The organism is Klebsiella sp. 10 (genome assembly GCF_018223925.1).
GTDB classification, from domain to species: domain Bacteria; phylum Pseudomonadota; class Gammaproteobacteria; order Enterobacterales; family Enterobacteriaceae; genus Klebsiella; species Klebsiella pneumoniae.
Genome location: NZ_JAGRRB010000019.1, coordinates 113,764 through 137,105 on the forward strand (window position 1 = coordinate 113,764; position 23,342 = coordinate 137,105).

A 23,342-nucleotide genomic window follows, 5' to 3' on the forward strand; every position below is an offset into this window, starting at 1 on the left:
TTGAGATGTGAATTGGATTCACATGACAGATGTAGTTTGTTAGAATGCTGCCGCCTTTAACATCCAATTGGAACGCTAGCGGAGTATATAATGCCAAGTTCAGGCCCATTATGGCAACTAATGAAATATGGGTTAGTTGGGATAGTCAATACACTAATTACGGCAGTTGTAATTTTCCTGCTAATGCATTTGGGTCTTGGCATTTATCTGTCCAATGCGATGGGTTATGTTGTAGGTATTGTTTTCAGCTTCATAGCAAACACAATATTTACATTTACGCAACCAATTAGTATCAATAGACTAATAAAATTTTTATGTGTTTGCTTCATTTGTTATGTGGCAAATATCATTGTCATAAAAATATTCTTCGTTTTTATGCCAGAAAAAATATATTCAGCACAAATCCTTGGGATGTTCACATACACTATCACAGGTTTTATTTTAAACAAGTTCTGGGCGATGAAATGACAACCTCAACTGATATAAAAAGCACTCCTTCTTTAGCTATTGTGGTACCTTGCTATAATGAACAAGAGGCTTTTCCTTTCTGTCTCGAAAAGCTTTCGAATGTACTAAATTCATTGATAGCCAGAAATAAAATTAACAACAATAGTTATCTTTTGTTTGTCGATGATGGTAGTCGTGACAATACTTGGGCACAAATTAAAGATGCCTCGACCGCTTATCACTATGTGCGAGGAATAAAATTATCAAGAAATAAAGGACATCAAATTGCCTTAATGGCAGGGTTACGCTCGGTCGATACAGACGTAACCATTAGCATCGATGCGGATCTACAAGATGATGTAAATTGCATCGAAAAAATGATTGACGCTTACAGCCAGGGATATGACATAGTATACGGCGTAAGATGTAATCGAGACAGTGACACTTTTTTTAAACGTACAACAGCTAATGCATTTTACGCAATAATGTCCCACATGGGTGTAAATCAAACTCCAAATCATGCAGATTATCGATTATTAAGTAATCGTGCGTTGGAGGCTCTTAAACAATATAAAGAGCAAAATATATATTTACGTGGATTAGTGCCTCTTGTGGGATATCCCTCGATCGAGGTGCAATATAGCCGTGAAGAAAGAATTGCAGGTGAATCAAAATATCCAATTAAAAAAATGCTTGCGCTGGCTCTCGAGGGAATTACCTCATTATCAGTTACACCGTTACGAATTATAGCTATGACAGGTTTTATAACTTGCATCATATCTACCATCGCTGCGATTTATGCTTTAATTCAAAAAATAACAGGTACTACAGTTGAGGGATGGACATCAGTCATGATCGCTATATTCTTTCTTGGCGGTGTGCAAATGCTTTCTTTAGGTATTATAGGGGAATATGTCGGGAAAATTTATATAGAGACGAAAAATAGACCTAAATATTTCATTGATGAAAGCGTAGGTAATGATAGCAATGGAAAATAATATGCAAAATCTGATCAATTCTTTAGCAGAGGGAAATAAAAAAAACGTTTACATTTTTTATTTCTTTCTGATTATGTTAACATTTTCACCGGTAATTTTCTTTTCATATGCATTTTCAGACGACTGGTCAACATTCTTTGATGCTATAACAAGAAACGGTTCTTCGTTTCAGTGGGATGTTCAATCTGGTCGTCCCGTTTATGCTGTGTTCCGTTACTATGGACAAATGTTAATTAATGATATTTCTTCATTTTCGTATTTGCGGCTTTTTAATATATTAAGTCTGGTTGTCTTAAGTGGTTTTATTTACAACTTCATAGACAGCAGAAAAATATTTGATAACCCCGTATTCAAAGTAATATTTCCGCTGTTAATTTGCTTACTCCCTGCGTTTCAAGTTTATGCTTCATGGGCAACATGTTTCCCGTTCACTATTTCAGTATTGCTGGCAGGTATTAGTTATAATAAATGTTTCCCACATTCGAAGCAGCGGTCGTCATTGCCAGAAAAATTAGCATCCATTGTTGTTTTATGGGTGGCATTTGCAATATATCAACCGACAGCAATTACATTCTTATTCTTTTTTATGCTTGATAGTTGTATAAAAAAAGAAAGTAGTTTAACTGTGAAAAAAGTTGCGACATGTTTTATCATTTTAGTTATCGGTGTTGCAGGCAGTTTTATAATGTCAAAAGTACTTCCTGTCTGGCTATATGGGGAATCATTATCGAGAGCCGAGTTAACCGCAGATATCGGTGGAAAGATGAAATGGTTCATAAATGAATCACTAATAAACGCTGTAAATAACTATAACATACAACCAGTAAAAATATATTCTTGGTTCTCCTCGCTTGCAATTTTAATCGGCTTATACACTATTTTTGTGGGAAAATCAGGCAGATGGAAAACGTTCATAGTCATAGCGATCGGGATAGGTTCTTACGCTCCAAATTTAGCGACAAAAGAGAATTGGGCAGCATTCCGCTCGTTAGTGGCCTTAGAACTTATTATATCAACTCTATTTCTTATTGGCATAAATAGCCTTGTCAGTAGAATTTTTAAGCAAGCATTTGTCTGGCCTCTTATCGCTTTAACAATTATGATAATAGCTCAGTATAATATTATAAATGGATTTATTATTCCTCAACGCTCTGAAATTCAGGCACTTGCTGCGGAAATAACTAATAAAATACCTAAGAATTACACAGGAAAATTAATGTTCGATCTCACAGATCCTGCTTACAATGCCTTTACAAAAACACAGAGATATGATGAGTTTGGGAATATTTCATTAGCAGCGCCCTGGGCGCTCAAAGGTATGGCTGAAGAGATCAGAATTATGAAAGGATTTAATTTCAAACTATCTAACAACATTATAATTTCTGAGACCAATCGATGTATTGATGATTGTATGGTTATCAAAACGTCAGATGCAATGCGAAGGTCAACGATAAATTATTAGTAATTTCTGTGCCGCCCTCATTTTTTATGGGGGCACTATTACAGTAACCATAAAATACGCTTTTAAATACTAGTCTTTGCTTGAGAGTAGTTTAAGAAACTTTGTTTGAACAGTCTTTAGTTCTTCATTGTAATTTTCGAGAATTTTATTATCTGCTTTAATAGCTAAATTCTCCCTATTCATAGAAGCAATCATTTCGTCCTTTTGTTGAAGCTGCTGTTTTATCTCCTCAACTTCGTTTTGTAAGGTCAAAATATTTCGTTGGGCATCCTCTAATTCATTAAGAACCCGATCTTTTAAAGAAAAAAGATACTCTTCAGCAGACATATCAGCGATTCGTCGATAAGCAGAAAGAATAAACTCATCATAAAAGTCTTCATTATTGATATCAAAACTGCTGATGAATAATTTGACATCTTGAAACAGTTTATTAAAGGCTTCACCCGATAGCGTATTTAAGTGCCACTCAAGGAATACGACAATGTAATTATAAAAATCCCTTTGTCGCTTTTGCATCATGCCATTTTTAAAAAGAAAATCCCTTAGAGCAACAAGAGCATCAAGTGCGCAATGATAGGAAACGGAGCGAGTTGAAGACAATGATGTTTTTCGATTAATCGTATGAGCAATCAATATTTCATCAAGAATAGTTACCTTTTCGGCACTAAGCATAGATGCACACACAAAAAACAGATCATTTGATGTTCTTAAATCTTGGTAGCTCAACGAGTGCTGAATAATAAATTCACGTCGGAATAATTTGTCCCATGGCCACCATATAAATGCCCTGAAAAAGTCTCGCTCAATATCTCCAGGCGAGAAAACTGCTTTTTCAGGTAATAAATCTTTTCGAATTGAATCTGGCATTGGAGCATACTGGAGAGATTGTAGATTAAATGAGCGGCTTCTGCATACAACGATATCTGCCCCTGATAGCTCCGCACAATCAGACATGTGCTTCAACATGTTCGTATCGACATAATCATCATCATCAAGAAATATTATATATTCTCCCTTTGCTTCTGAAAGACCTATATTACGTGATATGCCAGCTCCAATATTTACAGCGTTATCAATAATTCGTATTCTTTCATCGCCGGATGCAATCTCCTTAAGGATATCTAATGTATTATCACTCGAATGATCATTGATTATTATAATTTCAATTTCATACAATGACTGTGAAACAATGTTTTTTAGAGTATCTGCAATATACCCTTCGGCGTTGTAAACAGGAATAACGACCGAAACAATTATATCACTTTTTTCATGAGTCATAAAAATACCATTAGTAGTAAATTGAATTACATTATATAAACATTACTATTATCAATATGAAGGTTTTTCGCAATAATAAATGTGAAACTTACACATCATCGAACTACATCATGATATATTTGCAATGTTTTATCGATAATCATAACACTAGAAAATTTATCTTGTATACGTTTCCTCCCCTTAATACCCATTTCAACGCGTGCTTTAGGATTGCTAAGCAAAAAGGCAAGTTTATCAGCCAGCTCTTCAGGTGAATTGCTTTTAACAATAATTCCATTATCGTTATCAATAATAAGGCTATCACAACCACCAACATCATAAGCAATACAAGCGCGACCCACAGAAGATGCTTCCAGAAGAATTCGCGGAACACCTTCAGAATAAACTGACGGCAAAGCAACGATATTTGATTGCTCAATAAGATCGCAAACGTTATTCGAACGACCTAACCAGTTAATTAATCCTTGCTGATGCCAATTTTCAATGACCTGAAGGGAAATTGCATCTTTATCATTTTCGACCAGAATTCCAGCAACATTCAAAGTAAAGTGAATATTCTTACTGCGTAATATTTTCTTCGCTTCAATTAAGTCGCCCAGTCCTTTACTCCACAACATACGGCTGGCAAACAATACAACAGGGACATCGTGATCCTGTTCAAGAGAATATTTGTATATCTCTGGATTAATGCCTGCACCATCAATAACAATAGTCTGTTGTTCTTCGAGTCCAACCAACTTAGCCAGTTTTTTTCTGTCACGGTCATGTTCAAACATAAATATACAGCGCTTATTACTGGAAATATATTTATATGCAGCAATAGTAAACTGCCGTAATAATTTTAAAGGCATGCTGTCTGAAGAAAATACTCTTCCAAGCCCAACAAAACTTACGATGACCGGCAGATTAAATTTCTTCGCGAGCACACCACCAATCAAACATGGCTTGATAGTGATGCAATGCAAGAGATCCGGTTTTATATTTTTAATAATTTTTTGCACATCATGGTAAGTACGAAAGAAAACTAATGCATTAAAAGATTGAGCATCAAGAGTAACATTATGGCAAATAAAGCCGAATGTTTTGAATTTATTTATTATGTTGTCATCAATAAAATGGCTGATGATGTGAATCTCATAACCTGCATCACGGGAGGCGATGGCACGATCGATCCAGTGTAAATCGAAGTACCAATCCGAATTTATGAAATAACACAGTTTTCTCATTGCTATGCCCACTTAATGATACTTACCACTAATACCTTTTATGCCATGTGAAATTCCACGAAGAATAAATTTCATATAGGAATATTTTTGACGTTGCCATGGCAGGATTAATATATATTTTAGGATGCGTATCGCTATCGCTGAATTGCTATACACGGCATTTTTCTGGAATATTTTCTTCGACAGGATCAAATTACGGCATAGATAGTAAACCTTCCATTCAGGTGCAATAAGTTTGCCCTGAATACTCACATCATGATAAAAAAGCAACTCCGGGCTATACATAATTTGCTCACCAGCTAATGATAGCTGATAGCCAAAGTAAAGATCATCAAAGTAGATAAAGAGCTGTTCATGAATGTGGTCAAGACTGGTCGTGAGCAGATCACGATGTATGACCATCCCTACAAATGAAACCGTTTGTACGAACATAGAACGATTAGCTGCCGGGATAAATTCTCCAGGGTAGCGTAAATAGCGTACAGTGTCGCCAAGGGAGGTTGGTACACGCGAGAACGGCATATTCATCGGACACGGTTTTCCTTGCGGATCTTTCACCAGTCCACTAAATACCCGACATCCCCGCTTTTCCATCTGTGAAAAGGACTTCAACGTGTCTGGATAGGGGTAAGCATCGTCATCGTAGAAAAATACCCAATCACTTGCCAGCTGTTCACAGATATACTGACTACCGGTTTTAAAGCCCCCCGCCCCACCGGTATTCTCGGTGAGGGTTAATACAATGACTCGTGTATCAACAATTGACGAAAGCCAGGCTTGGGTCCCATCCGTGGACCCGTTATTGACAATAACAATATTAGTGAATTCAAGTTTGAGGGTCTCTTCAACGGTTTTTTTCAGTTTACCGAGCCGATTGAATGTCACTATCAATGCCGTATATTTCATCGTACAGAAACCGTAAACACAGGCATTGGCTGATTTTCAGTGAGTGAATTTAAATAGACTTCTGCCGTTTTCAATGCTTCGGCGATGGTCACATCCATATCAAGGTAACGGTAGGTTCCAAGACGACCGACAAAAGTGATATTGGTTTCATTCTCGGCCAGTGACAAATATTTTTCAAGAAGAGCCATTTCTCCCATCTGACGAATAGGATAGTAAGGAATATCATTTTCTTCGCAAGCACGGCTATACTCTTTATAACAAACAGAGCCGTCGTGTTGTTCCCAGGGAGAAAAATATTTATGTTCAGTGATGCGAGTATAGGGGACATCAACAGAACAATAGTTCATCACTGCGCAGCCCTGGTAATCACCCTGATAGGTAAACTTTTTAAAATCTAATGTTCGATAGCCCAGACGGCCATATTGGTAGCCATAAAACGCATCTAATGGACCGCTATAGAATACGTGATCGTAATGAGTTCGCTCTTCAACGATAAATTCCCGCTGTAAGTCAACCTTGATATTCTCATGATTGAGAATGGACTTAATCATCTGCGTATAACCACATTTCGGCATGCCCTGAAATTTGTGGTTAAAATAATTATCATCATAGTTAAAACGAACAGGAAGACGTTTAAGAATAGATGCGGGCAGTTCCGAGGGTTGCATCCCCCACTGTTTAATCGTATATCCTTTAAAAAAGGCCTCATATAACTCTTTACCAATAAAGCGTAACGCTTGCTCTTCAAAAGTTTGTGGATCAGCAATAGTGCTGTCCCCTTTCTCAGCAATGAGCGCTCTGGCCTCATCAGGCGAACAAGTTTTTGAGAAAAACTGATTGATAGTATGCAAATTAATAGGTAGGGAAAATACCTGACCATTAACTGTCGCTTTAACCCGGTTCACATAGGGCATCATCTCTGCATGCTTATTGACATAGTTCCACACTGTTTCATTGTCAGTATGGAAAATATGGGGTCCATAAACATGTACCATCACATTCGTTTCAGAGTCCCGTGCATCATAGGAATTTCCCCCAATATGATCACGCTGATCGATAATGTGGACTTGATGTCCCTTCTCAGCAAGTTGGCGACCGATAACTGCACCAGAGAAGCCAGCACCTACGATCAATATTTTTTTACTTTTCATCTGTTGTCTCTTTTATTATCCAAGAATTGCACGGCGTACTTTGTAATAATATTTAGTCATCATGTTTCTTCTTGAGGTGCCTATTGGTGCATATTTATTAACATAAGGCATCAGTACGTTCTTGATTTTGGTCTGGAACAAGATTTGTTGTTGCGGCTCGCTATGGGTTAAACCAATCGAAGCCGCTAACGACATCTGACGTTTATAGATTTCCATCTCCCATGGAGTGTTAACGATGTTCTCAATAAAGTCGTCATAAAAATCGACTTTTTCGGTATTCCATGGTTTGTTCTCACCCGCATAATGAATCATTTTAGGCTTCTTGCGAGCTGCTAAAAATTTCATATACGTTGCAAACTTAAGATTAGGGAAGAAATCATCCGTGTTGCCATTACCATGATAAACGTTCCACTCTAATGGCAGAAATGTGACTCGAGAGTAGAATACTTTATTCATGATATCCTGGTCGAGGAACCAGTATTTCTTTGCCTTTAATACCCGCATCAATTCAGCAAAAGTATTTTCTTCGACCATTTTTTTGACATTAAAAACAATAATCCCTGCCTGAAAATATTCATCAGGGTTATTCATGTTTAAGGTTTTCTGTAAATATTCGCCTGCCGGCATAACGCCATCATCTGATGCCGACATTGCAGAAAATTTTACAAAACCTTCCATGACGATATCCTTAACCGCAGCAACTAAATTATTGCCCAGAGGGATATCAAGCAGTTGACCCAGGTCAGCCTTTACAACGGTATCCGAATCAATAAATACGACTTTATCGTATCGTCTGAACAGTTGAGGAATAAAAAGACGGGCATACGTTGATGCGCTAAAATGCGCTCGGGTATGCACACCGTTAATTTCAGTGAAGGCATTAACGTCAAAAAAACGAAGAGAAATATTCGGATGAGCAGAGGTTAGATTTACCAACCGCGTTTTATTCAAATAGCTAACTTTGTTTTCGAGTACGACGATATCATAATTTTTATTTTTGTCCGCATGTCGGATAATGGAATTAATTAATGCGCCACCGCTGATTGCGTAATTATCATCGAAACTGATAACCACTGGAACCGCAGAATCAAAAACTGGATTCAGTGCACCATTGAATGTTTCATTGCTGACAAAGGTACGCTGTAATTCTTTTACCTTAAGCTCACCATCTTGTTGCAGCTTAATTATGTAAATATTAAACAGCCGTTCAGCTATATGCCCAATAACGCGTTTTTCCTGGGCATTATAATTGTTCATCGAGATGGCATCTTCGAGATTATCCAGAATGGAAAAGAGCCACTCAGAATAGTCAACAAAAATATCTTTGCGCATAACAAACATATTTGTGTAATAGCCATCACTGGCATCATTAAACGTTTTTATTGCTGTACTATACTCTGGATATAGTTTTTCAACGATGGCAATGGCAGCCTGATAATCTCGAATGTGTAAGTATTCACCCCGTTCATAGTGATCGTAATTATTTTTACTTCCCGCCGCAGTGACAGACCATTTTTTGGGCAGCAAGATATCAATACCTTCGACACACCGTTGAATTGTTTCTTCGTTTAATCCAAAGATCTTCTCATATTCTTCATCAATGCATGGATGGTTCACTACCCCCCAGGTATCCTCAGAAAAAGTTTGTTTTTCAGAAAAATTAAGATGACGGCGATAGTGCATAAAACCGACATAGTCGGCTAGCTCTTCGTTTTTCCAAACCCAATAATGCGCAGTTAGTTCGCAATAAAACGGATTCTTAAAGGAAATATTATCGCCAGTGTCATCTCCTGGGCAACCAATTTCATTATAAGAATTTGCTTTGCCGACATGCAGAGGTTTGATAATTGCAGCATTAAGAAAAGCACTAGGCTTATGGTGGCTGGTATAGATTTTAACGCTATTGTTCATTATATTACCCAATGATTAAGCCATTGCTTGCTTGTACAGTTCAATAATTCGATCTGCAGATCCCACTTCTCTGAGTCTATGATTTTCGATCCAGATGACTCTATCGCAGATTTTTTCAACGTCACTCATATTGTGGCTAACAAACAGTATCGTCACGCCTCTTTTCTTAAAATCTCTGATGGTCTGAATACATTTAGCCTGAAAAGCGATATCACCTACTGCCAGAACTTCATCAATAATTAAAATATCCGGTTCAACCTGACTGATGACCGAAAAACCTAACTTAGCTAGCATTCCGCTTGAATATACTCTGATGGGCTCGTCGATGAATTCTCCCAGTTCCGAAAATTCAATAATACGTTCCATACGTTGTTGGACCTCTTTACGTCGAAGGCCCAGCAGAGTAGCATTCAGGTAAATATTCTCACGCCCGGTAAGTTCCGGATGAAATCCTCCGCCGAGTTCAAGCATCGATGCCACCCGTCCTTCAGTGGTGACGGTTCCCTTAGTTGGCTTAATCACGCCGGCAACCAGGCCAAGCGAGGTACTCTTTCCTGCCCCATTACGTCCAATCAGGGCAACAGCCTCACCTTTGCCAACTGTAAAGGATACGTCTTCGATAGCTAAATATTTCCGCCCCTTCAGCAACTGAAAAGCACGTTTCGGATGGAAAATTAAATCTTTGATTCCTGAGCCAATATGATGGTACAGAGGATACTCTTTTGTAACATGACTGAAGTTAATAACTGGGTGCATTACAAGATCTCTGCAAATCGATATTTTAATTTATTGAAAATAGACAAACCGACAACCGTCAAAATGATTCCCGTAAAATAGAGTATAGAAATATACTCATAATTAAGAGTCCCATTCATGAATAAATCACGCCAACTAAGAATCATACTCGCTAGTGGATTGTAGGTAATTATCCAGCTAAATTTTTCCGGAATCATATCAGACGCATATAAAATCGGCGTACAATAAAACATCAGCATAATCCCCAGACTGACAAAGCGCTCCAGGTCACGGAAAAACAGGTTCAGCGTTGAAAAGATGATTGAAACACCAAAGGTGAAAATCACCTGGCCAATAGCAATGAGAGGTATACCCCAAACCCAGGACAAGGACGGCGTCATGCCATAAACAAAAAGAAAGACAACAATAACCGGGATGGTGCAAAGAAAATGCAACCCTTCCATCATCACATTACTTAGCGGAATCACGGACCGGGGAAAAACTGTCTTCTTGATAATTTGAGCGTTAGCGATGAATGAAAATAATGAGTTAGTGGCCGAACTGGCAAACCATTGCCACGGAAACAAGCCGGTAATGAGGAAAACTGTATAATTTGGAATTTGTACTCTCATTACCAGCTTAAATATAAAATAATAAATCATGGCAAAAAGCAATGGATTTGCTACTGACCATAAATAACCTAGCATGCTGCTCTTATAGCGCACTTTTAGATCTTTATTTGTTATCACAACAAGTAAATCAAATAAATACCCTAAATTGTACTTCATCTTTATACTCATAAATTATTCTGCAAATATCCACTGAATGAGTTAGTCATACCAGGTCTACCTCGCCGATCCTGTCAGGCTCAACAATCGAGAAACTGACTGCTTTGTGCTGCGGGCAAAGTTTATCAGGTCAGCTGCCATTCATCGACTGCAACCATTGATTTGAACGGAAGCGCAAGCAACACCCCAGACATAAACGATAAAAATCCTTTTAATTCAATAAATTAAAAAATCACCTGGTGTTTTCTTCCACGCTACCGCCATTGGCTATCGCAACCAAAATGCGTGATCCACCGAGTTTTTAGCACTCACATCCGTTCAAACCGCACTGCAGATGGCATTACTGTTCAGTACAGCCATGCATCTCGTTACCTTAGCTGCAAAAAGGCTTTACTCTGGCGTTTCCCTTCTCCGTTAGCTATCAGGACTTTCTCATTTCCGCAAGCAGCATGCCTGGCGTAGCACTCCCCTCGCCTGCTCATCACGCCCTTACATGCAAAAGAACCATCTAAGGACAGCATGAAATTCTGAAATAATTTCTTGCATATTAATAACAACTTTTGGTGATGATTTATCAAGCAATACCTAAGTCTGCTAAATAGAACGGCAGCGTATTATAACTCTGCAAGTAAGGAATTAAAGTAAAAATCCGGTGCATGGCTTTTTCAATGTAAAAATGGACACACTTTAGACGATATCATGGCATTATCGCTAAATGAGCTCTCGGCAAACAAACACACCGGGCAAACTAAAGTAACCATCTTTACTCTACGAGACCAGACCGCGTCTAAACCTCGTAATACTCGATAAAACCGAAGCAAACACATAACCCATTGTTTATATTGGTTTTTATATCATTTTCAACTTCTGAATGTCTTAATGTCTTTCGCGAATGATAATTAATTACATGACATTTACTCTCTGACGCCGCTGTTTACAGGTACTTGCATATCTTGTCATGGTAAACCAAGTGATCCCAACCGCAAGCCAGTGTAAAATCGGCACTTATGTAGAACGGGATATCCACACCCCGGAGGAAAAATATGAAGTTTTTGGTCACTGGTGCCGCAGGTTTTATCGGCTTCCATATCGCGCAGCGCCTGCTGAATGAAGGGCATGATGTTGTCGGAATCGACAACATGAACGACTATTATGACGTCAGCCTGAAGCAGGCCCGTCTGGATCGCCTGGCATCTCCGGCATTCCATTTCCAGCAGCTGGATCTGGCCGACCGTGAAGGTATGGCAAAGCTGTTCGCCACAGAGCAATTTGACCGCGTGATCCACCTGGCCGCCCAGGCCGGCGTGCGCTACTCGCTGGAAAACCCGTATGCCTACGCAGACGCTAACCTGATGGGGTACCTGAACATTCTGGAAGGCTGCCGTCATACCAAGGTGAAACACCTGGTGTACGCCTCCTCCAGCTCGGTTTACGGCCTCAACCGTAAAATGCCGTTCTCCACCGAAGATTCCGTCGATCATCCGGTCTCCCTGTATGCTGCCACCAAGAAAGCTAATGAGCTGATGGCGCACACCTATTCCCACCTGTACGGCATCCCGACCACCGGGCTGCGCTTCTTTACAGTGTATGGTCCGTGGGGTCGCCCGGATATGGCGCTGTTCAAGTTCACGAAAGCGATGCTGGAAGGAAAAAGTATCGACGTTTACAACTACGGCAAAATGAAGCGCGACTTCACCTATATCGACGACATCGTCGAGGCGGTGGTTCGGGTGCAGGATGTGATCCCGCAGGCCAATGCCGACTGGACCGTTGAGAGCGGTTCCCCGGCCACCAGTTCCGCGCCGTATCGGGTATATAACATTGGCAACAGCTCACCAGTGGAACTGATGGACTACATCACCGCCCTGGAAGAAGCGCTGGGAATGGAAGCGCAGAAGAATATGATGCCGATCCAGCCGGGAGATGTGCTGGACACCAGCGCAGATACTCAACCGCTGTATGACCTGGTGGGCTTTAAGCCGCAAACGTCAGTGAAGGAAGGCGTGAAGAACTTCGTGGAGTGGTACAAGGATTACTATCAGATCTAATCCCCCTGCCCTGCCGCAATCCTCTGATTGCGGCAACCCCTTCTATGTAACCCTCCGTTGTCCTGACTATGTGTCGACGGAATGCACATTCATTATTTTTTATATAATATTTTGTGCTATAGACGCTATTTTTGCCTTTTTACTCGCCCGCCTGAAACCAGTTTCATCCAGCCTTTTTCAGAAAAGCAAATATCCGCGCGCCAGGCACTCAAACTTTTCTGGTATCCAGACCAATTTGGTTAGCGGAAACAGCATTATATGCTGATTGATAAAAAACATTACTATCTGTAGGAATTTTCCTAAATCCAAGATATGTTAGAGCAAGCCATGCAACAGCATAAAACTGATGTATTGCTTATCAAACTAATAATTCAATCAACATACGCCCTGTGGTAGATATTATGGAAAACCTATTTTTCTTAGTGGTCGCTGCCATACTACTTGCTGTTTCCGTTTATTTCTTAATTTCTTATTTAAAAGACAGAAAGAAAACGAAACTGACGTTTAATAAACGCAAGTGGTAAGGCCCGCTTCATATTGCAATTAGATTAAGATAATATTAAGAGATAAAAAATGATATGACAGAATGACTATTCATTCTGCGTTTTGGCATGGCCTTAAGGCAAGAAAAAATAACGCTACTCGCGCCCTATCCCGCGTTTTTTCATAGGACATAAATAACAAAAGCCTGCGTTGCAGGCTTTGTTTTACCTCCCGGCGCTTATCTCCGGCATCTACATCACAGTGACGGTAGCTCTTCACAAGGTAAGTTTAACTTATCGGACCTGTTTTCAACCCGCAACGGCTTTTGAGCAGGATCGTAATGTCCATCACAATTTATTGAGGTTAATCTGAATGTGCGGAAAATAGGCTCGGGGAAAGAGAAATGAAGGAGGGATAAAGGAACACACTGGCGGCGGCAGGCCGCCAGTGACAGACAGACAGGATTAATCGTTACCAAACAGATCGCGGGTGTATACCTTGTCCACCACATCCGCCAGCTCTTCCGCCATACGGTTAGAGATGATCACATCCGCCTCTTGTTTGAAGGCATCCAGGTCGCGCACGACGCGGGAGTTGAAGAACTCATCTTCCTGCATCACCGGTTCATAGATAATAACCGGAATACCTTTCGCCTTGATGCGCTTCATAATGCCCTGAATAGAAGAGGCGCGGAAGTTGTCCGAACCACTCTTCATGATCAGGCGATACACACCCACCACTTTCGGCTTACGAGCGAGAATAGAATCCGCGATAAAGTCCTTACGGGTACGGTTGGCATCGACGATAGCCGCGATGATATTGTTCGGGACCGATTCGTAGTTCGCCAGCAGCTGCTTGGTATCTTTCGGCAGGCAGTAGCCGCCGTAGCCAAAGGACGGGTTGTTATAATGGTTGCCGATACGCGGATCCAGGCATACCCCTTCGATAATCTGCTTGCTGTTCAGCCCCTGGCTTTCAGCATAGCTGTCGAGCTCGTTGAAATAGGCAACGCGCAGCGCCAGATAGGTGTTAGCGAATAGTTTGATCGCTTCCGCTTCGGTGGAGTCGGTAAACAGGGTTGGGATATCCTGCTTGATCGCGCCTTCTTTCAGCAGATCAGCAAAACGTTCGGCACGCGCAGAGCGCTCACCGATGACGATACGCGACGGGTGCAGGTTGTCGTACAGCGCACGTCCTTCACGCAGGAACTCAGGGGAGAAAATAACATTATCAATCCCTAAACGTTCTTTGATGTCGCGGGTGAACCCCACCGGGATAGTCGATTTAATGATCATCACCGCGTTCGGGTTGATCTCTGTGACATCGCGAATAACCGCTTCCACCGTAGAGGTATTGAAGTAGTTAGTCTTGGGATCGTAATCGGTCGGCGTGGCAATGATCACGTAGTCGGCATTACGATAGGCGTCGTGCTTGTCCGTGGTAGCACGGAAATTTAACGGTTTTTCTGCCAGATATTCCTGAATCTCTTTATCGACAATCGGAGAGATCTTCTGGTTAAGCATATCCACTTTGGCCTGTACGATATCCAGGGCCACCACTTCGTGGTTTTGCGCAATCAGGACACCGTTCGATAAACCAACATAACCTGTACCGGAAATAGTAATTTTCATTCGATCACACTTTAATCAGTTAACTGGACGGCGGCTTAGTAACCACCCTGTAATCAACACTTGTGGCGGTTTTACTCTCTGTCTTAGTACATGTCAAGAAACTGACATGGGATGGTAGAGAACAAGCATCAGAACTCTAATAGGAGGATAAACATTCTTAACAGAAAGTATTTAAATAGAGAGAGTTTTATAGAAAAATCCCGGTTAGTAGATAACCGGGATTTGATTGTCTTTGTAGAAAATTATTCCATCCACTCAGTATGGAATACGCCTTCTTTATCTGTGCGCTTATAGGTATGAGCACCGAAATAGTCACGCTGCGCCTGAATCAGATTAGCGGGCAGAACTGCGGAACGGTAGCTGTCGTAGTAGGCAATTGCGGCAGAGAACGTCGGTACCGGAATACCATTCTGTACGGCATACGCCACGACATCACGCAGCGCCTGCTGATAGTCATCAGCGATCTGTTTGAAGTACGGCGCCAGCAGGAGGTTAGCAATGCCAGCGTTTTGCGCATAAGCATCGGTGATCTTTTGCAGGAACTGCGCACGAATGATGCAGCCAGCGCGGAAAATCTTAGCGATCTCGCCGTAGTTAAGATCCCAGTTGTATTCATCAGAAGCAGCACGCAGCTGGGAGAAGCCCTGAGCATAGGAGACGATTTTACCGAGGTACAACGCGCGACGCACTTTTTCGATAAATTCAGCTTTATCACCGGCCGGCTGGGCCTGCGGACCACTCAGCACTTTCGACGCGGCTACACGCTGGTCTTTAAGCGAAGAAATATAGCGAGCAAATACGGACTCGGTTATCAGAGACAGAGGTTCGCCGAGATCCAGTGAGCTCTGGCTGGTCCACTTACCGGTACCTTTGTTTGCTGCTTCATCAAGAATGACATCAACGAGGTACTTACCTTCTTCATCCTTCTTGGTGAAGATATCTTTGGTAATGTCGATCAGGTAGCTGCTTAGCTCACCTTCGTTCCATTCGGTGAAGGTTTGCGCCAGCTCTTCGTTGGAAAGTGCCAGACCGCCTTTCAAAAGCGCATAAGCTTCAGCAATCAGCTGCATGTCACCATACTCGATGCCGTTATGAACCATCTTCACATAATGGCCAGCACCGTCAGCACCGATATAGGTGACACATGGCTCACCGTCTTCAGCAACCGCAGCAATCTGCTTCAGAATCGGAGCAACTAACTCATAGGCTTCTTTCTGCCCACCAGGCATGATGGAAGGCCCCTTCAGAGCCCCCTCTTCACCACCGGAAACACCGGTACCGATAAAGTTAAAACCTTCGGCAGACAACTCACGATTACGACGGATGGTGTCCTGGAAGAAGGTGTTGCCGCCATCAATGATGATGTCGCCTTTTTCGAGGTAAGGCTTCAGGGAATCGATGGCGCTGTCGGTGCCAGCCCCGGCCTTCACCATCAACAGGATACGACGTGGTGTTTCGAGGGATTCAACAAACTCTTGTACTGTGTAGTAAGGAACCAGTTTCTTGCCTGGGTTTTCGGCAATCACTTCTTCGGTCTTTTCACGGGAGCGGTTGAAAACGGAGACGGTATAACCACGGCTTTCGATGTTAAGCGCAAGGTTACGCCCCATCACAGCCATACCGACAACCCCGATCTGTTGCTTAGCCATCTATAAACTCCTGCTACAAAATATATTTAAAGTAACCTACCGTACTATATGCAAAAATAATATAAATTAAATAATCGTAAACAGCAAGCATAATCAAAAAGCAAACATAAAAGCTTGTAAATTCAGGTCAAAGACATCAGTATATAATCTACAACTTCATTAAACGATGAAAAGTAAATGCCAACCAAATGAATTTAGGCAAATTAAACTTAACGAGCATATATATTATTCGATTTTGGAATGATAGCGTTTTAATGTCTATTTTTCCTAAATTATTTCTCACAAACGTAAAATCTTTTTCAAATAAATTATTTATTTCTTTGTACGGCAAGGTGCTTACAGACAAATTTCTACATCGATCCTTCAAAGCAATAATATATCGATTGTGAATATCTGGATAGTCGATCCCTTTCAATCTGCATAAATCATTTACTTTTGAAATACCATACTTGAAATACTCAAATGAATCAGGTAAATAACGCTTAGTTAAAGAGTTGGCACTATCAGTATTATATTGATAAAGAGAAGAACGAAATGCGGCCACGTTATTTGATACTTCAAGAAAGGAAATGTTAAAACGAAAATCCTCTCCCATATTAATACCTTCTTCAAAAAGCAAGTTGTTTTCTTTAATCAGTTTTGTTTTGTAGATTTTATTCCAACATGGTTGGATCAAACCCGAAGTATATAACATGACGAAATTATTTGAAAGAGAAACATCCCCCTCTAACTTATGATCGTTTATTTTTGAGTAATTACCATTGTTACTTATGAAATTAAATAAAATCAAATCTGGATCATTTAATGATTTAACATCATTTAAAAAAGAATTCAAAACGTCAGAATAAAACCAATCATCACAATCAAAAAAAGCCAAATATAATGAGTCACAACTTATATTATTCAAGCCGACATTTCTTGCAGAAGATACCCCACCATTATTTTTATTTACCAATCTTACATTTGTGCTTTGCAGTGAGCTTATAAAATCCAGAATCAATAACTCAGTTGAATCATTTGAACCATCATTAACTAGTATGACTTCTATAGTTTCAAGGTCTAGCTCTTTTATATTATTAAGTAGATTAGGAACATGCAACTCAGCATTATAAAGAGGGATTATAATTGAAAGCATTTTTAGAACCTATAATTTCGAAAAAAAATATTTCTCACAAGATTTCTGAAAAAAAGATTAAAATCATAATAGGTCCTAATTAAATGTATTTTTTTTAAAAGATAAATAACACCAGCAAAGGTGTTTTTTTGATCTGTAATAATTTTTGATTTCAAAGTGGCGTGCTTAAATTTCGCACTTGACAATTCATTCGTTGATAAAAAAGGGAATAAAGTTTCTTCCATTTTCATTCGTAACATATAGCCGCTGAAGCTTTTATCCGAATTTGTTATACGATGTCCCGAATGTTCATAATGTACTGCCAAAGGTTCATTCAAAACTCCAACTCTAGCTTGATGCTTTAATAACTTTAGCATAAAAATATGATCTTGGAATCTTGGGGTATCATCAAACATCCCTACATCTAATACACAATCCCTTCGAGCTATTATCATTGGAGTTAATGCCACACCTCTTACAATAAAATCCCCTATTCCAGCACATTGCGCAGAATGTATTTTCTCAAGCCGCTTACCATTTTCATCTTCAACAAACATGTCAGATAACGTTACATCATATCCACCATCAACTAAAAACTTTAATTGTCGGCTGATTTTATCCTCCAAAAAATAATCGTCATCATCAAGGAATGCAATAAAGTCACCTTCTGATTTTGAAATACCCGCATTTCTTGATAGAGAGCCGCCAATATTACTTTCATTTTTATAATATTTGACTGCTGGATGATATGAAAAACTGTCAACTATTTTTTTTGTTTCGAGAGAAATATTTTCATCTGAATTATCATCTATAATAATTACTTCAATATCCTCATGCTTCTGAGAAATAACGCTCTCAATGGCTCGTCCTATTAAGGAAGCTCTCCCATAAGTGGGTATAATAACGCTAACTTTTAAACTCATGTAGCCCTCTATATTTCAGAAGATATTAGATTATTTCTTTAGTAAATAGAGACAATCGTATAAACGCCCTAAATTACTTTCAAAGATTTTGTCATCACTTAGGAAACCATGTTGCTGTGAGGCGCTAATCATTATTTTAACGCTTTCATCTATAAACTTTTGATTTAACGATCTATCAATTTTCTCGACTAAAGAAGCCGCATTTATTGCCACTCGATTAGCTAGAAAACTGGCAGGTTTGCGATATAAAGGCCAAAGAGTGTGGGATTTTATTTTTCTTTGAATTTTAAATTGTTTGATCGAGGACTCTACATCACAATTATTATTGTAATATTTTTCGCCATATAAAAATAAACCTTTGCTCCTTACCATTTCTTTTAAGGAACTGCTCCCTAATACTATAGGAGTATATCTTTGTTCAATAGTTGAGGTCCAGTCAAGCCATTTAAATGTATTTATTTGAGGAGATGTTACCATCGGAACCCAAGGGACGCGAAAAGCATCAGCAATAATAGCTGCATGCATAGCATCAGCCAATACTAATTTAGCATTTCTAATCTTATCTAAAACATATTTAGAATCACTTTCAGGGTTTACAAATTCAACACCAGCAAGTTTACAAACTTCTTCCCATTCCCCTGCATGAACAGCATAATGATGTGGGATAAAAATTATCCCTTTCCTTTCCTTCTCAGATAGGGGTGAAAACTCAGGGATTTTATTTAAAAAGGCTGCTCCATCAGTTATAAATTTTTCCGGAGGTAGATTAAGTATATTAGCTGACAATGGGCCACGTACACATAGTATATTCCAATTATCCTTTCCAAAATGTGAGGGAGGAAAACCATATCCTACACCACTTGATAATACGTACCACTTTCTTGCGTGTGGCATATAAGAATCAATAATAGTACCTATACCTGAAAGTCTTGTATTTTCATCGTTATCAAAAAAATTGGGCAGTAATCTATCCCACAACCAACCATTAATATCATCACCAAAATTTCCATTTTTAGACTTATAATAAAATACTTTCAATTTATCACCTTAGTTAATTAACAAGACCAAAGAATTTTTTCTTTTTTGAAGAAAACCATCTTATATTAAAAAAATTTCTGACAAAACGATCAGGTCTTCTAATCAAAACATTTAACGAAAAGAAATTACTCATGACCCCTGAAGTTCCGCTAGTTGAGCCAGGGATACCGATATTATATAGGGCTGCATAAAACGGAATACTTTTAAATTCTTTCTTTTTATCAACCATGTATTTCTTTAAAAATCGATGGCTGCCAAGAAGTTCTTTGATCAATGAAATTGACAATTCCTTTTCTCCATTATTAAATTCGTAAACCAATGAAACTTTCAGAATATTTGAAGTCCCACATTTTGTATCGAATTTTTTTGTCTTAATTAAGACGTTACCACCAGAGTAAAAATAACCTTTATCAATATACCATCCATTTTCATTCTGGTGTTTGTTAACATATAAGGAGATATCTTTATGAATAAAGTCATCATAATCAACAACCATAAAAAAATCGTCATTGTTACATTTTTTAAAAGCTGTATATAAACGCTGTCCTTTATCTTCTCTTATAGCGTCATAATAAGAATGTAATCCAGCAGACTTTTGGACATTCATTTTATTTAGATCTACAGATAAGATAGTGAACTTATTTTCATCAGGTAATGCAGGTAGATCGCAGCCAGTATTACATACTATATAGCAATGCCAATTATTATCGCTTTGGTTATTAATAGATATCAGAGTTGATTGAATATTTTTCTTTATAATATCCCAATTCTTAATATCGATATGATTTTTTACAGGTATCAAAAAGTTTAACATTCTCGCTCCACTATACTATTATTTCTTTAGCCCAGAAAGCATAATAATGATCTCGCGCCTTGCAAGTATGAGAATAGACAATATATAGAAAACAGCACATATAAAAATTTCAAGCACCACAAACAAATATGGATTGATGGATCCTAATAAAACTTTCAAAAGATAAAAGACGCATACAAGAACAGCACCACTCACAAATGGTTTGAATAGATTTCTTAGATAAGAGAAAACTGAAATTGATAGCAGTTTTGTTATATAAAAGATAGTGAAGGGCCAAACTAAAAATGTTTTTATTGTTATCATCGCCATTACAACAGTTGGTCCCTGTGGAGAAAATAAGATAGCTATAAGTATGGTAAGGATCTGCTGTGCGCATTGATATTTTAGGATCCACATTGATTTACCGACACCTTTAATTAAAGATGTTTGCAGAGAACCAATGCATGTTATGAATCCTAATAAACAACTTATTTGTAGTACGGGCACTGCTTCATTCCATTGTGAACCAAAAAATAATGGAATTAATGAAGGAGATAATAGAATTAAGCCAGTGTAAGCTGGAATACCGACAAGTGCTGAAAGGAAGGTTGCTTTGAGAAATGATTCTTTAAGCTTATTTTTATCATCTTGTAATGAAGCATATAATGGATAAGTAACAGAAGAGATACCACCTGATAATATATCAGTAAATATACCGAATACTCTTTTACTAAAAGAGTATAATCCTAAAGTTACTCCAGAACCAAAAAAGCCAATAAATATGTTATCAAAGCTAACGCTTGATATTAACTTTGCGGCAGTTGTCGTAACTCCAATATGTCTTAAATCTTTGTAGCTTTCCCTATCAAATTTTATAATTAGAGGATACGGTGATGAGATCCAAGCAATGATAAAACCTAAAATAGAAGAAGTTAAATAATTTACAATTAAAGCAGATATAGAACCAAAATAGTAAAAAACAGGAAGTGCAACTAATGCAGAAATAATTGATGAGTATAATGTACGTATACCAATCGCCTTAAATTCCATTTGCCTGGCTAAAAGAGCAACCGGGAGAAGAGAGAATGTATCTAATAAGCATTTCAAACCTAAGATTGTATATATATAGTTTAACCGTTTTGGGAAAACCCCAAAATATGTTAACATAAAAATGACCACAGCACTTATCGTAAACAAAATACTTGATGATATTGTGTTTAGAAAAAAAACAGTATTTATATGTTTTTGTTTAAGTTCTTTTATTTGTATTATTGCATCACAAAAGCCATTATAACTTAAGTATATTATAAAGGTTATTATCGAAACTGATAATGTAATCAATCCAAGATCTTCAGCTGTAATAGCTCTTGATGTCACGAAGAAAATTATCAGTCCGCTCAGTGCCGGAAATAACTTGCTAATAATAAACCAGATGAACCCGGTAAAAACCTTTCTACTACTAACTTCTTGATTCGCCATTTTAATTCTACTATATATATAAAGTTAATTAGACGGATAACCATAACCACTTACATCGCCATCAGCATCAATATGTTTTAAATATATTTTAAGATCATCATTAGAATAATATAAAGAATATATTACTGGTGTATAAAGACCTCTCCACATCTCACCAAATACTAATGCTCGCCTTTGTGCATAAACATATTGTAGCGCAAAGTTTAAAATTATAAAAAAGATGATTATTAACTTAGCACCTTTTTTATATGAAATAAAAAACCTTGCCATTATATAAACAAAAATGAAATATAGTAATACCCCATTCATATAACGGCTGAAAGCCGAAAAAGAAACGGTCATTAAAAAACATGTTATTAACATTAAGTTAATGAATTTCTCCAACCTCAACTCGCAATTAGAGATGCAAGTATTATTGGAAAAATAATAAATAACATAGAGAACAAAGAAAAATGTAAATCGGAATATACTCATTATCATGGCATTTCCGGTAGTATCGGCATTAGCAAATTTACCATCTATATAACCGGCTTGCGCGTAATCATTTATATTCCCTAATTGTATAGAATTAAATAATGAAAAAAATACAAAAGTGCCTGCTAGATAAGCTAGCAAACAATAAACAGGCGTGATTTTTTTATTCACACTATAAAACATACTTGCAATCAAAACTGCAACTGGTATTAGCATCGAGAAATGCGTACAAACAGATAATAGCAAAAATAGATAACTTAAGATTACTCGCTCTTTATAAATAATCTTAATCGCTGCATATGTAAAAAGACTTACAGCAAAGCCGAAACGTAGCCCAAGAGCAATACCTACAAAATTAATCATTAAAAAAGAAAGGAGAAAAACAAAAGCTTTTTGCTTATTTTTATATAGTTTATCTTTTATGGCTGTATTTACAGCTGACAGCCCTAAATAAACCGAAAAAGCAGCCTCTAATGCAGGAGCCCAAAAAAACGGAATGTTATTTTTTTTGAAAAACAACAAAACGACATACATCAAAATATCAACATGACCTGTAATAGCATCAATATAGGTTGTATTCTCCGAGTAAGGCAAATAATTAAGAGTATAACGACGATAAAGATCTTGAAGCGGGGGAATAAAATATGTAACTGCAAATGCAAATAAACTTAATGAGACGAATAAATTTTTTTCATGACCACGTTTATAGGTTAATAATGATAAAACGGCACCAATTAAGGGTGAAAAAAAGGTAACTATAAGAGATAAAAGACTCTCCCTTCTCAATTGCATTAGCCATTCTCCATAT

20 protein-coding genes are annotated in these 23,342 nt (G+C 38.3%); 5 read left to right on the plus strand and 15 right to left on the minus strand.

Going from position 1 to position 23,342, the window contains the following annotated elements; translation table 11 throughout:
• The first annotated feature begins 90 nt into the window (after positions 1-90).
• The 3 genes from KHQ26_RS22150 to KHQ26_RS22160 are packed head-to-tail and all read left to right on the plus strand — an operon-like array spanning position 91 to position 2,907.
• Positions 91-468: a GtrA family protein gene (locus KHQ26_RS22150; RefSeq protein WP_004198893.1), complete on the plus strand. Its 378-nt coding sequence runs from the start codon at positions 91-93 to the stop codon at positions 466-468.
• A complete protein-coding gene (locus tag KHQ26_RS22155; RefSeq protein WP_020804145.1) occupies positions 465-1,445 on the plus strand; it encodes a glycosyltransferase family 2 protein in 981 nt (326 codons plus the stop codon). The genes KHQ26_RS22150 and KHQ26_RS22155 overlap by 4 nt, the downstream gene beginning before the upstream one ends.
• A gap of 1 nt (position 1,446) precedes the next feature.
• Entirely contained in the window at positions 1,447-2,907 is a 1,461-nt protein-coding gene (locus tag KHQ26_RS22160) for a glucosyl transferase GtrII family protein (RefSeq protein ID WP_211777950.1), read from the plus strand.
• Positions 2,908-2,976: 69 nt separating this feature from the next.
• Here KHQ26_RS22160 and KHQ26_RS22165 read toward each other — a convergent pair whose 3' ends face one another.
• From KHQ26_RS22165 to rfbA, 7 genes are all read right to left on the minus strand, one after another.
• Positions 2,977-4,185: a glycosyltransferase family 2 protein gene (locus KHQ26_RS22165; protein ID WP_020804126.1), complete on the minus strand. Its 1,209-nt coding sequence runs from the start codon at positions 4,183-4,185 to the stop codon at positions 2,977-2,979.
• Between the two features lie 95 nt (positions 4,186-4,280).
• Positions 4,281-5,423, minus strand: coding sequence for a glycosyltransferase family 4 protein (locus KHQ26_RS22170; RefSeq protein WP_072201154.1), 1,143 nt, complete (start codon positions 5,421-5,423; stop codon positions 4,281-4,283).
• Complete coding sequence (locus KHQ26_RS22175; RefSeq protein WP_020804134.1) at positions 5,424-6,317, minus strand: glycosyltransferase; 894 nt, start codon at positions 6,315-6,317, stop codon at positions 5,424-5,426. It abuts the gene before it with no gap.
• On the minus strand, positions 6,314-7,468 hold the full coding sequence (gene rfbD, locus KHQ26_RS22180) for a UDP-galactopyranose mutase (protein ID WP_023284018.1): 1,155 nt from the start codon (positions 7,466-7,468) through the stop codon (positions 6,314-6,316). Before rfbD ends, KHQ26_RS22175 begins: the two co-directional genes overlap by 4 nt.
• Positions 7,469-7,483: 15 nt before the next feature.
• Entirely contained in the window at positions 7,484-9,379 is a 1,896-nt protein-coding gene (locus KHQ26_RS22185) for a DUF4422 domain-containing protein (protein WP_020804132.1), read from the minus strand.
• Positions 9,380-9,394: 15 nt separating this feature from the next.
• Positions 9,395-10,135 (minus strand): O-antigen export ABC transporter ATP-binding protein RfbB, encoded by a 741-nt coding sequence (rfbB, locus tag KHQ26_RS22190; protein WP_002912371.1) that lies wholly within the window; start codon positions 10,133-10,135, stop codon positions 9,395-9,397.
• On the minus strand, positions 10,135-10,902 hold the full coding sequence (gene rfbA / locus KHQ26_RS22195; protein WP_002912373.1) for an O-antigen export ABC transporter permease RfbA: 768 nt from the start codon (positions 10,900-10,902) through the stop codon (positions 10,135-10,137). The genes rfbB and rfbA overlap by 1 nt, the downstream gene beginning before the upstream one ends.
• Before the next feature lie 1,043 nt (positions 10,903-11,945).
• On the opposite strand from rfbA, the gene KHQ26_RS22200 reads away from it, so the two are divergent.
• Together KHQ26_RS22200 and KHQ26_RS22205 are read left to right on the plus strand one after the other, a co-directional pair.
• Positions 11,946-12,950, plus strand: a complete 1,005-nt coding sequence (locus KHQ26_RS22200) for an NAD-dependent epimerase (protein WP_019705197.1) — start codon at positions 11,946-11,948, stop codon at positions 12,948-12,950.
• Between the two features lie 401 nt (positions 12,951-13,351).
• Complete coding sequence (locus KHQ26_RS22205; RefSeq protein ID WP_004144151.1) at positions 13,352-13,474, plus strand: small membrane protein; 123 nt, start codon at positions 13,352-13,354, stop codon at positions 13,472-13,474.
• Between the two features lie 423 nt (positions 13,475-13,897).
• On the opposite strand, the gene ugd is transcribed toward KHQ26_RS22205, so the two are convergent.
• The 8 genes from ugd to KHQ26_RS22245 form a co-directional block, all read right to left on the minus strand.
• Complete coding sequence (gene ugd / locus KHQ26_RS22210; protein ID WP_020804124.1) at positions 13,898-15,064, minus strand: UDP-glucose 6-dehydrogenase; 1,167 nt, start codon at positions 15,062-15,064, stop codon at positions 13,898-13,900.
• Positions 15,065-15,306: 242 nt separating this feature from the next.
• Positions 15,307-16,713 carry an NADP-dependent phosphogluconate dehydrogenase gene (gndA, locus tag KHQ26_RS22215; RefSeq protein WP_032410417.1) on the minus strand — a complete coding sequence of 469 codons (1,407 nt, stop codon included), beginning with the start codon at positions 16,711-16,713 and terminating at the stop codon, positions 15,307-15,309.
• Between the two features lie 148 nt (positions 16,714-16,861).
• Positions 16,862-17,848 (minus strand): glycosyltransferase family 2 protein, encoded by a 987-nt coding sequence (locus KHQ26_RS22220; protein WP_071994611.1) that lies wholly within the window; start codon positions 17,846-17,848, stop codon positions 16,862-16,864.
• A gap of 2 nt (positions 17,849-17,850) precedes the next feature.
• Complete coding sequence (locus tag KHQ26_RS22225; protein ID WP_032410421.1) at positions 17,851-18,750, minus strand: glycosyltransferase family 2 protein; 900 nt, start codon at positions 18,748-18,750, stop codon at positions 17,851-17,853.
• A 30-nt stretch (positions 18,751-18,780) separates the two neighbouring features.
• Positions 18,781-19,788 (minus strand): polysaccharide pyruvyl transferase family protein, encoded by a 1,008-nt coding sequence (locus KHQ26_RS22230; RefSeq protein WP_071994612.1) that lies wholly within the window; start codon positions 19,786-19,788, stop codon positions 18,781-18,783.
• Between the two features lie 13 nt (positions 19,789-19,801).
• Positions 19,802-20,602 carry a hypothetical protein gene (locus KHQ26_RS22235; protein ID WP_032410423.1) on the minus strand — a complete coding sequence of 267 codons (801 nt, stop codon included), beginning with the start codon at positions 20,600-20,602 and terminating at the stop codon, positions 19,802-19,804.
• Positions 20,603-20,620: 18 nt separating this feature from the next.
• Positions 20,621-22,060, minus strand: coding sequence for an oligosaccharide flippase family protein (locus KHQ26_RS22240; RefSeq protein WP_071889007.1), 1,440 nt, complete (start codon positions 22,058-22,060; stop codon positions 20,621-20,623).
• A 24-nt stretch (positions 22,061-22,084) separates the two neighbouring features.
• Positions 22,085-23,326, minus strand: coding sequence for an EpsG family protein (locus KHQ26_RS22245; protein ID WP_071994613.1), 1,242 nt, complete (start codon positions 23,324-23,326; stop codon positions 22,085-22,087).
• Positions 23,327-23,342: the final 16 nt, after the last annotated feature.

What these genes read in the sequence shown, in the direction of transcription:
- KHQ26_RS22225 (WP_032410421.1), bottom strand. Translation starts at nt 18,750, where the DNA reads ATGAGTTTAAAAGTTAGCGTTATTATACCCACTTATGGGAGAGCTTCC.
- KHQ26_RS22150 (WP_004198893.1), top strand. Translation starts at nt 91, where the DNA reads ATGCCAAGTTCAGGCCCATTATGGCAACTAATGAAATATGGGTTAGTT.
- KHQ26_RS22200 (WP_019705197.1), top strand. Translation starts at nt 11,946, where the DNA reads ATGAAGTTTTTGGTCACTGGTGCCGCAGGTTTTATCGGCTTCCATATC.
- KHQ26_RS22235 (WP_032410423.1), bottom strand. Translation starts at nt 20,602, where the DNA reads ATGTTAAACTTTTTGATACCTGTAAAAAATCATATCGATATTAAGAAT.
- KHQ26_RS22185 (WP_020804132.1), bottom strand. Translation starts at nt 9,379, where the DNA reads ATGAACAATAGCGTTAAAATCTATACCAGCCACCATAAGCCTAGTGCT.
- KHQ26_RS22165 (WP_020804126.1), bottom strand. Translation starts at nt 4,185, where the DNA reads ATGACTCATGAAAAAAGTGATATAATTGTTTCGGTCGTTATTCCTGTT.
- rfbB (WP_002912371.1), bottom strand. Translation starts at nt 10,135, where the DNA reads ATGCACCCAGTTATTAACTTCAGTCATGTTACAAAAGAGTATCCTCTG.
- KHQ26_RS22220 (WP_071994611.1), bottom strand. Translation starts at nt 17,848, where the DNA reads ATGCTTTCAATTATAATCCCTCTTTATAATGCTGAGTTGCATGTTCCT.
- gndA (WP_032410417.1), bottom strand. Translation starts at nt 16,713, where the DNA reads ATGGCTAAGCAACAGATCGGGGTTGTCGGTATGGCTGTGATGGGGCGT.
- KHQ26_RS22160 (WP_211777950.1), top strand. Translation starts at nt 1,447, where the DNA reads ATGCAAAATCTGATCAATTCTTTAGCAGAGGGAAATAAAAAAAACGTT.
- KHQ26_RS22245 (WP_071994613.1), bottom strand. Translation starts at nt 23,326, where the DNA reads ATGCAATTGAGAAGGGAGAGTCTTTTATCTCTTATAGTTACCTTTTTT.
- KHQ26_RS22175 (WP_020804134.1), bottom strand. Translation starts at nt 6,317, where the DNA reads ATGAAATATACGGCATTGATAGTGACATTCAATCGGCTCGGTAAACTG.
- KHQ26_RS22205 (WP_004144151.1), top strand. Translation starts at nt 13,352, where the DNA reads ATGGAAAACCTATTTTTCTTAGTGGTCGCTGCCATACTACTTGCTGTT.
- KHQ26_RS22240 (WP_071889007.1), bottom strand. Translation starts at nt 22,060, where the DNA reads ATGGCGAATCAAGAAGTTAGTAGTAGAAAGGTTTTTACCGGGTTCATC.
- ugd (WP_020804124.1), bottom strand. Translation starts at nt 15,064, where the DNA reads ATGAAAATTACTATTTCCGGTACAGGTTATGTTGGTTTATCGAACGGT.
- rfbD (WP_023284018.1), bottom strand. Translation starts at nt 7,468, where the DNA reads ATGAAAAGTAAAAAAATATTGATCGTAGGTGCTGGCTTCTCTGGTGCA.
- rfbA (WP_002912373.1), bottom strand. Translation starts at nt 10,902, where the DNA reads ATGAAGTACAATTTAGGGTATTTATTTGATTTACTTGTTGTGATAACA.
- KHQ26_RS22155 (WP_020804145.1), top strand. Translation starts at nt 465, where the DNA reads ATGACAACCTCAACTGATATAAAAAGCACTCCTTCTTTAGCTATTGTG.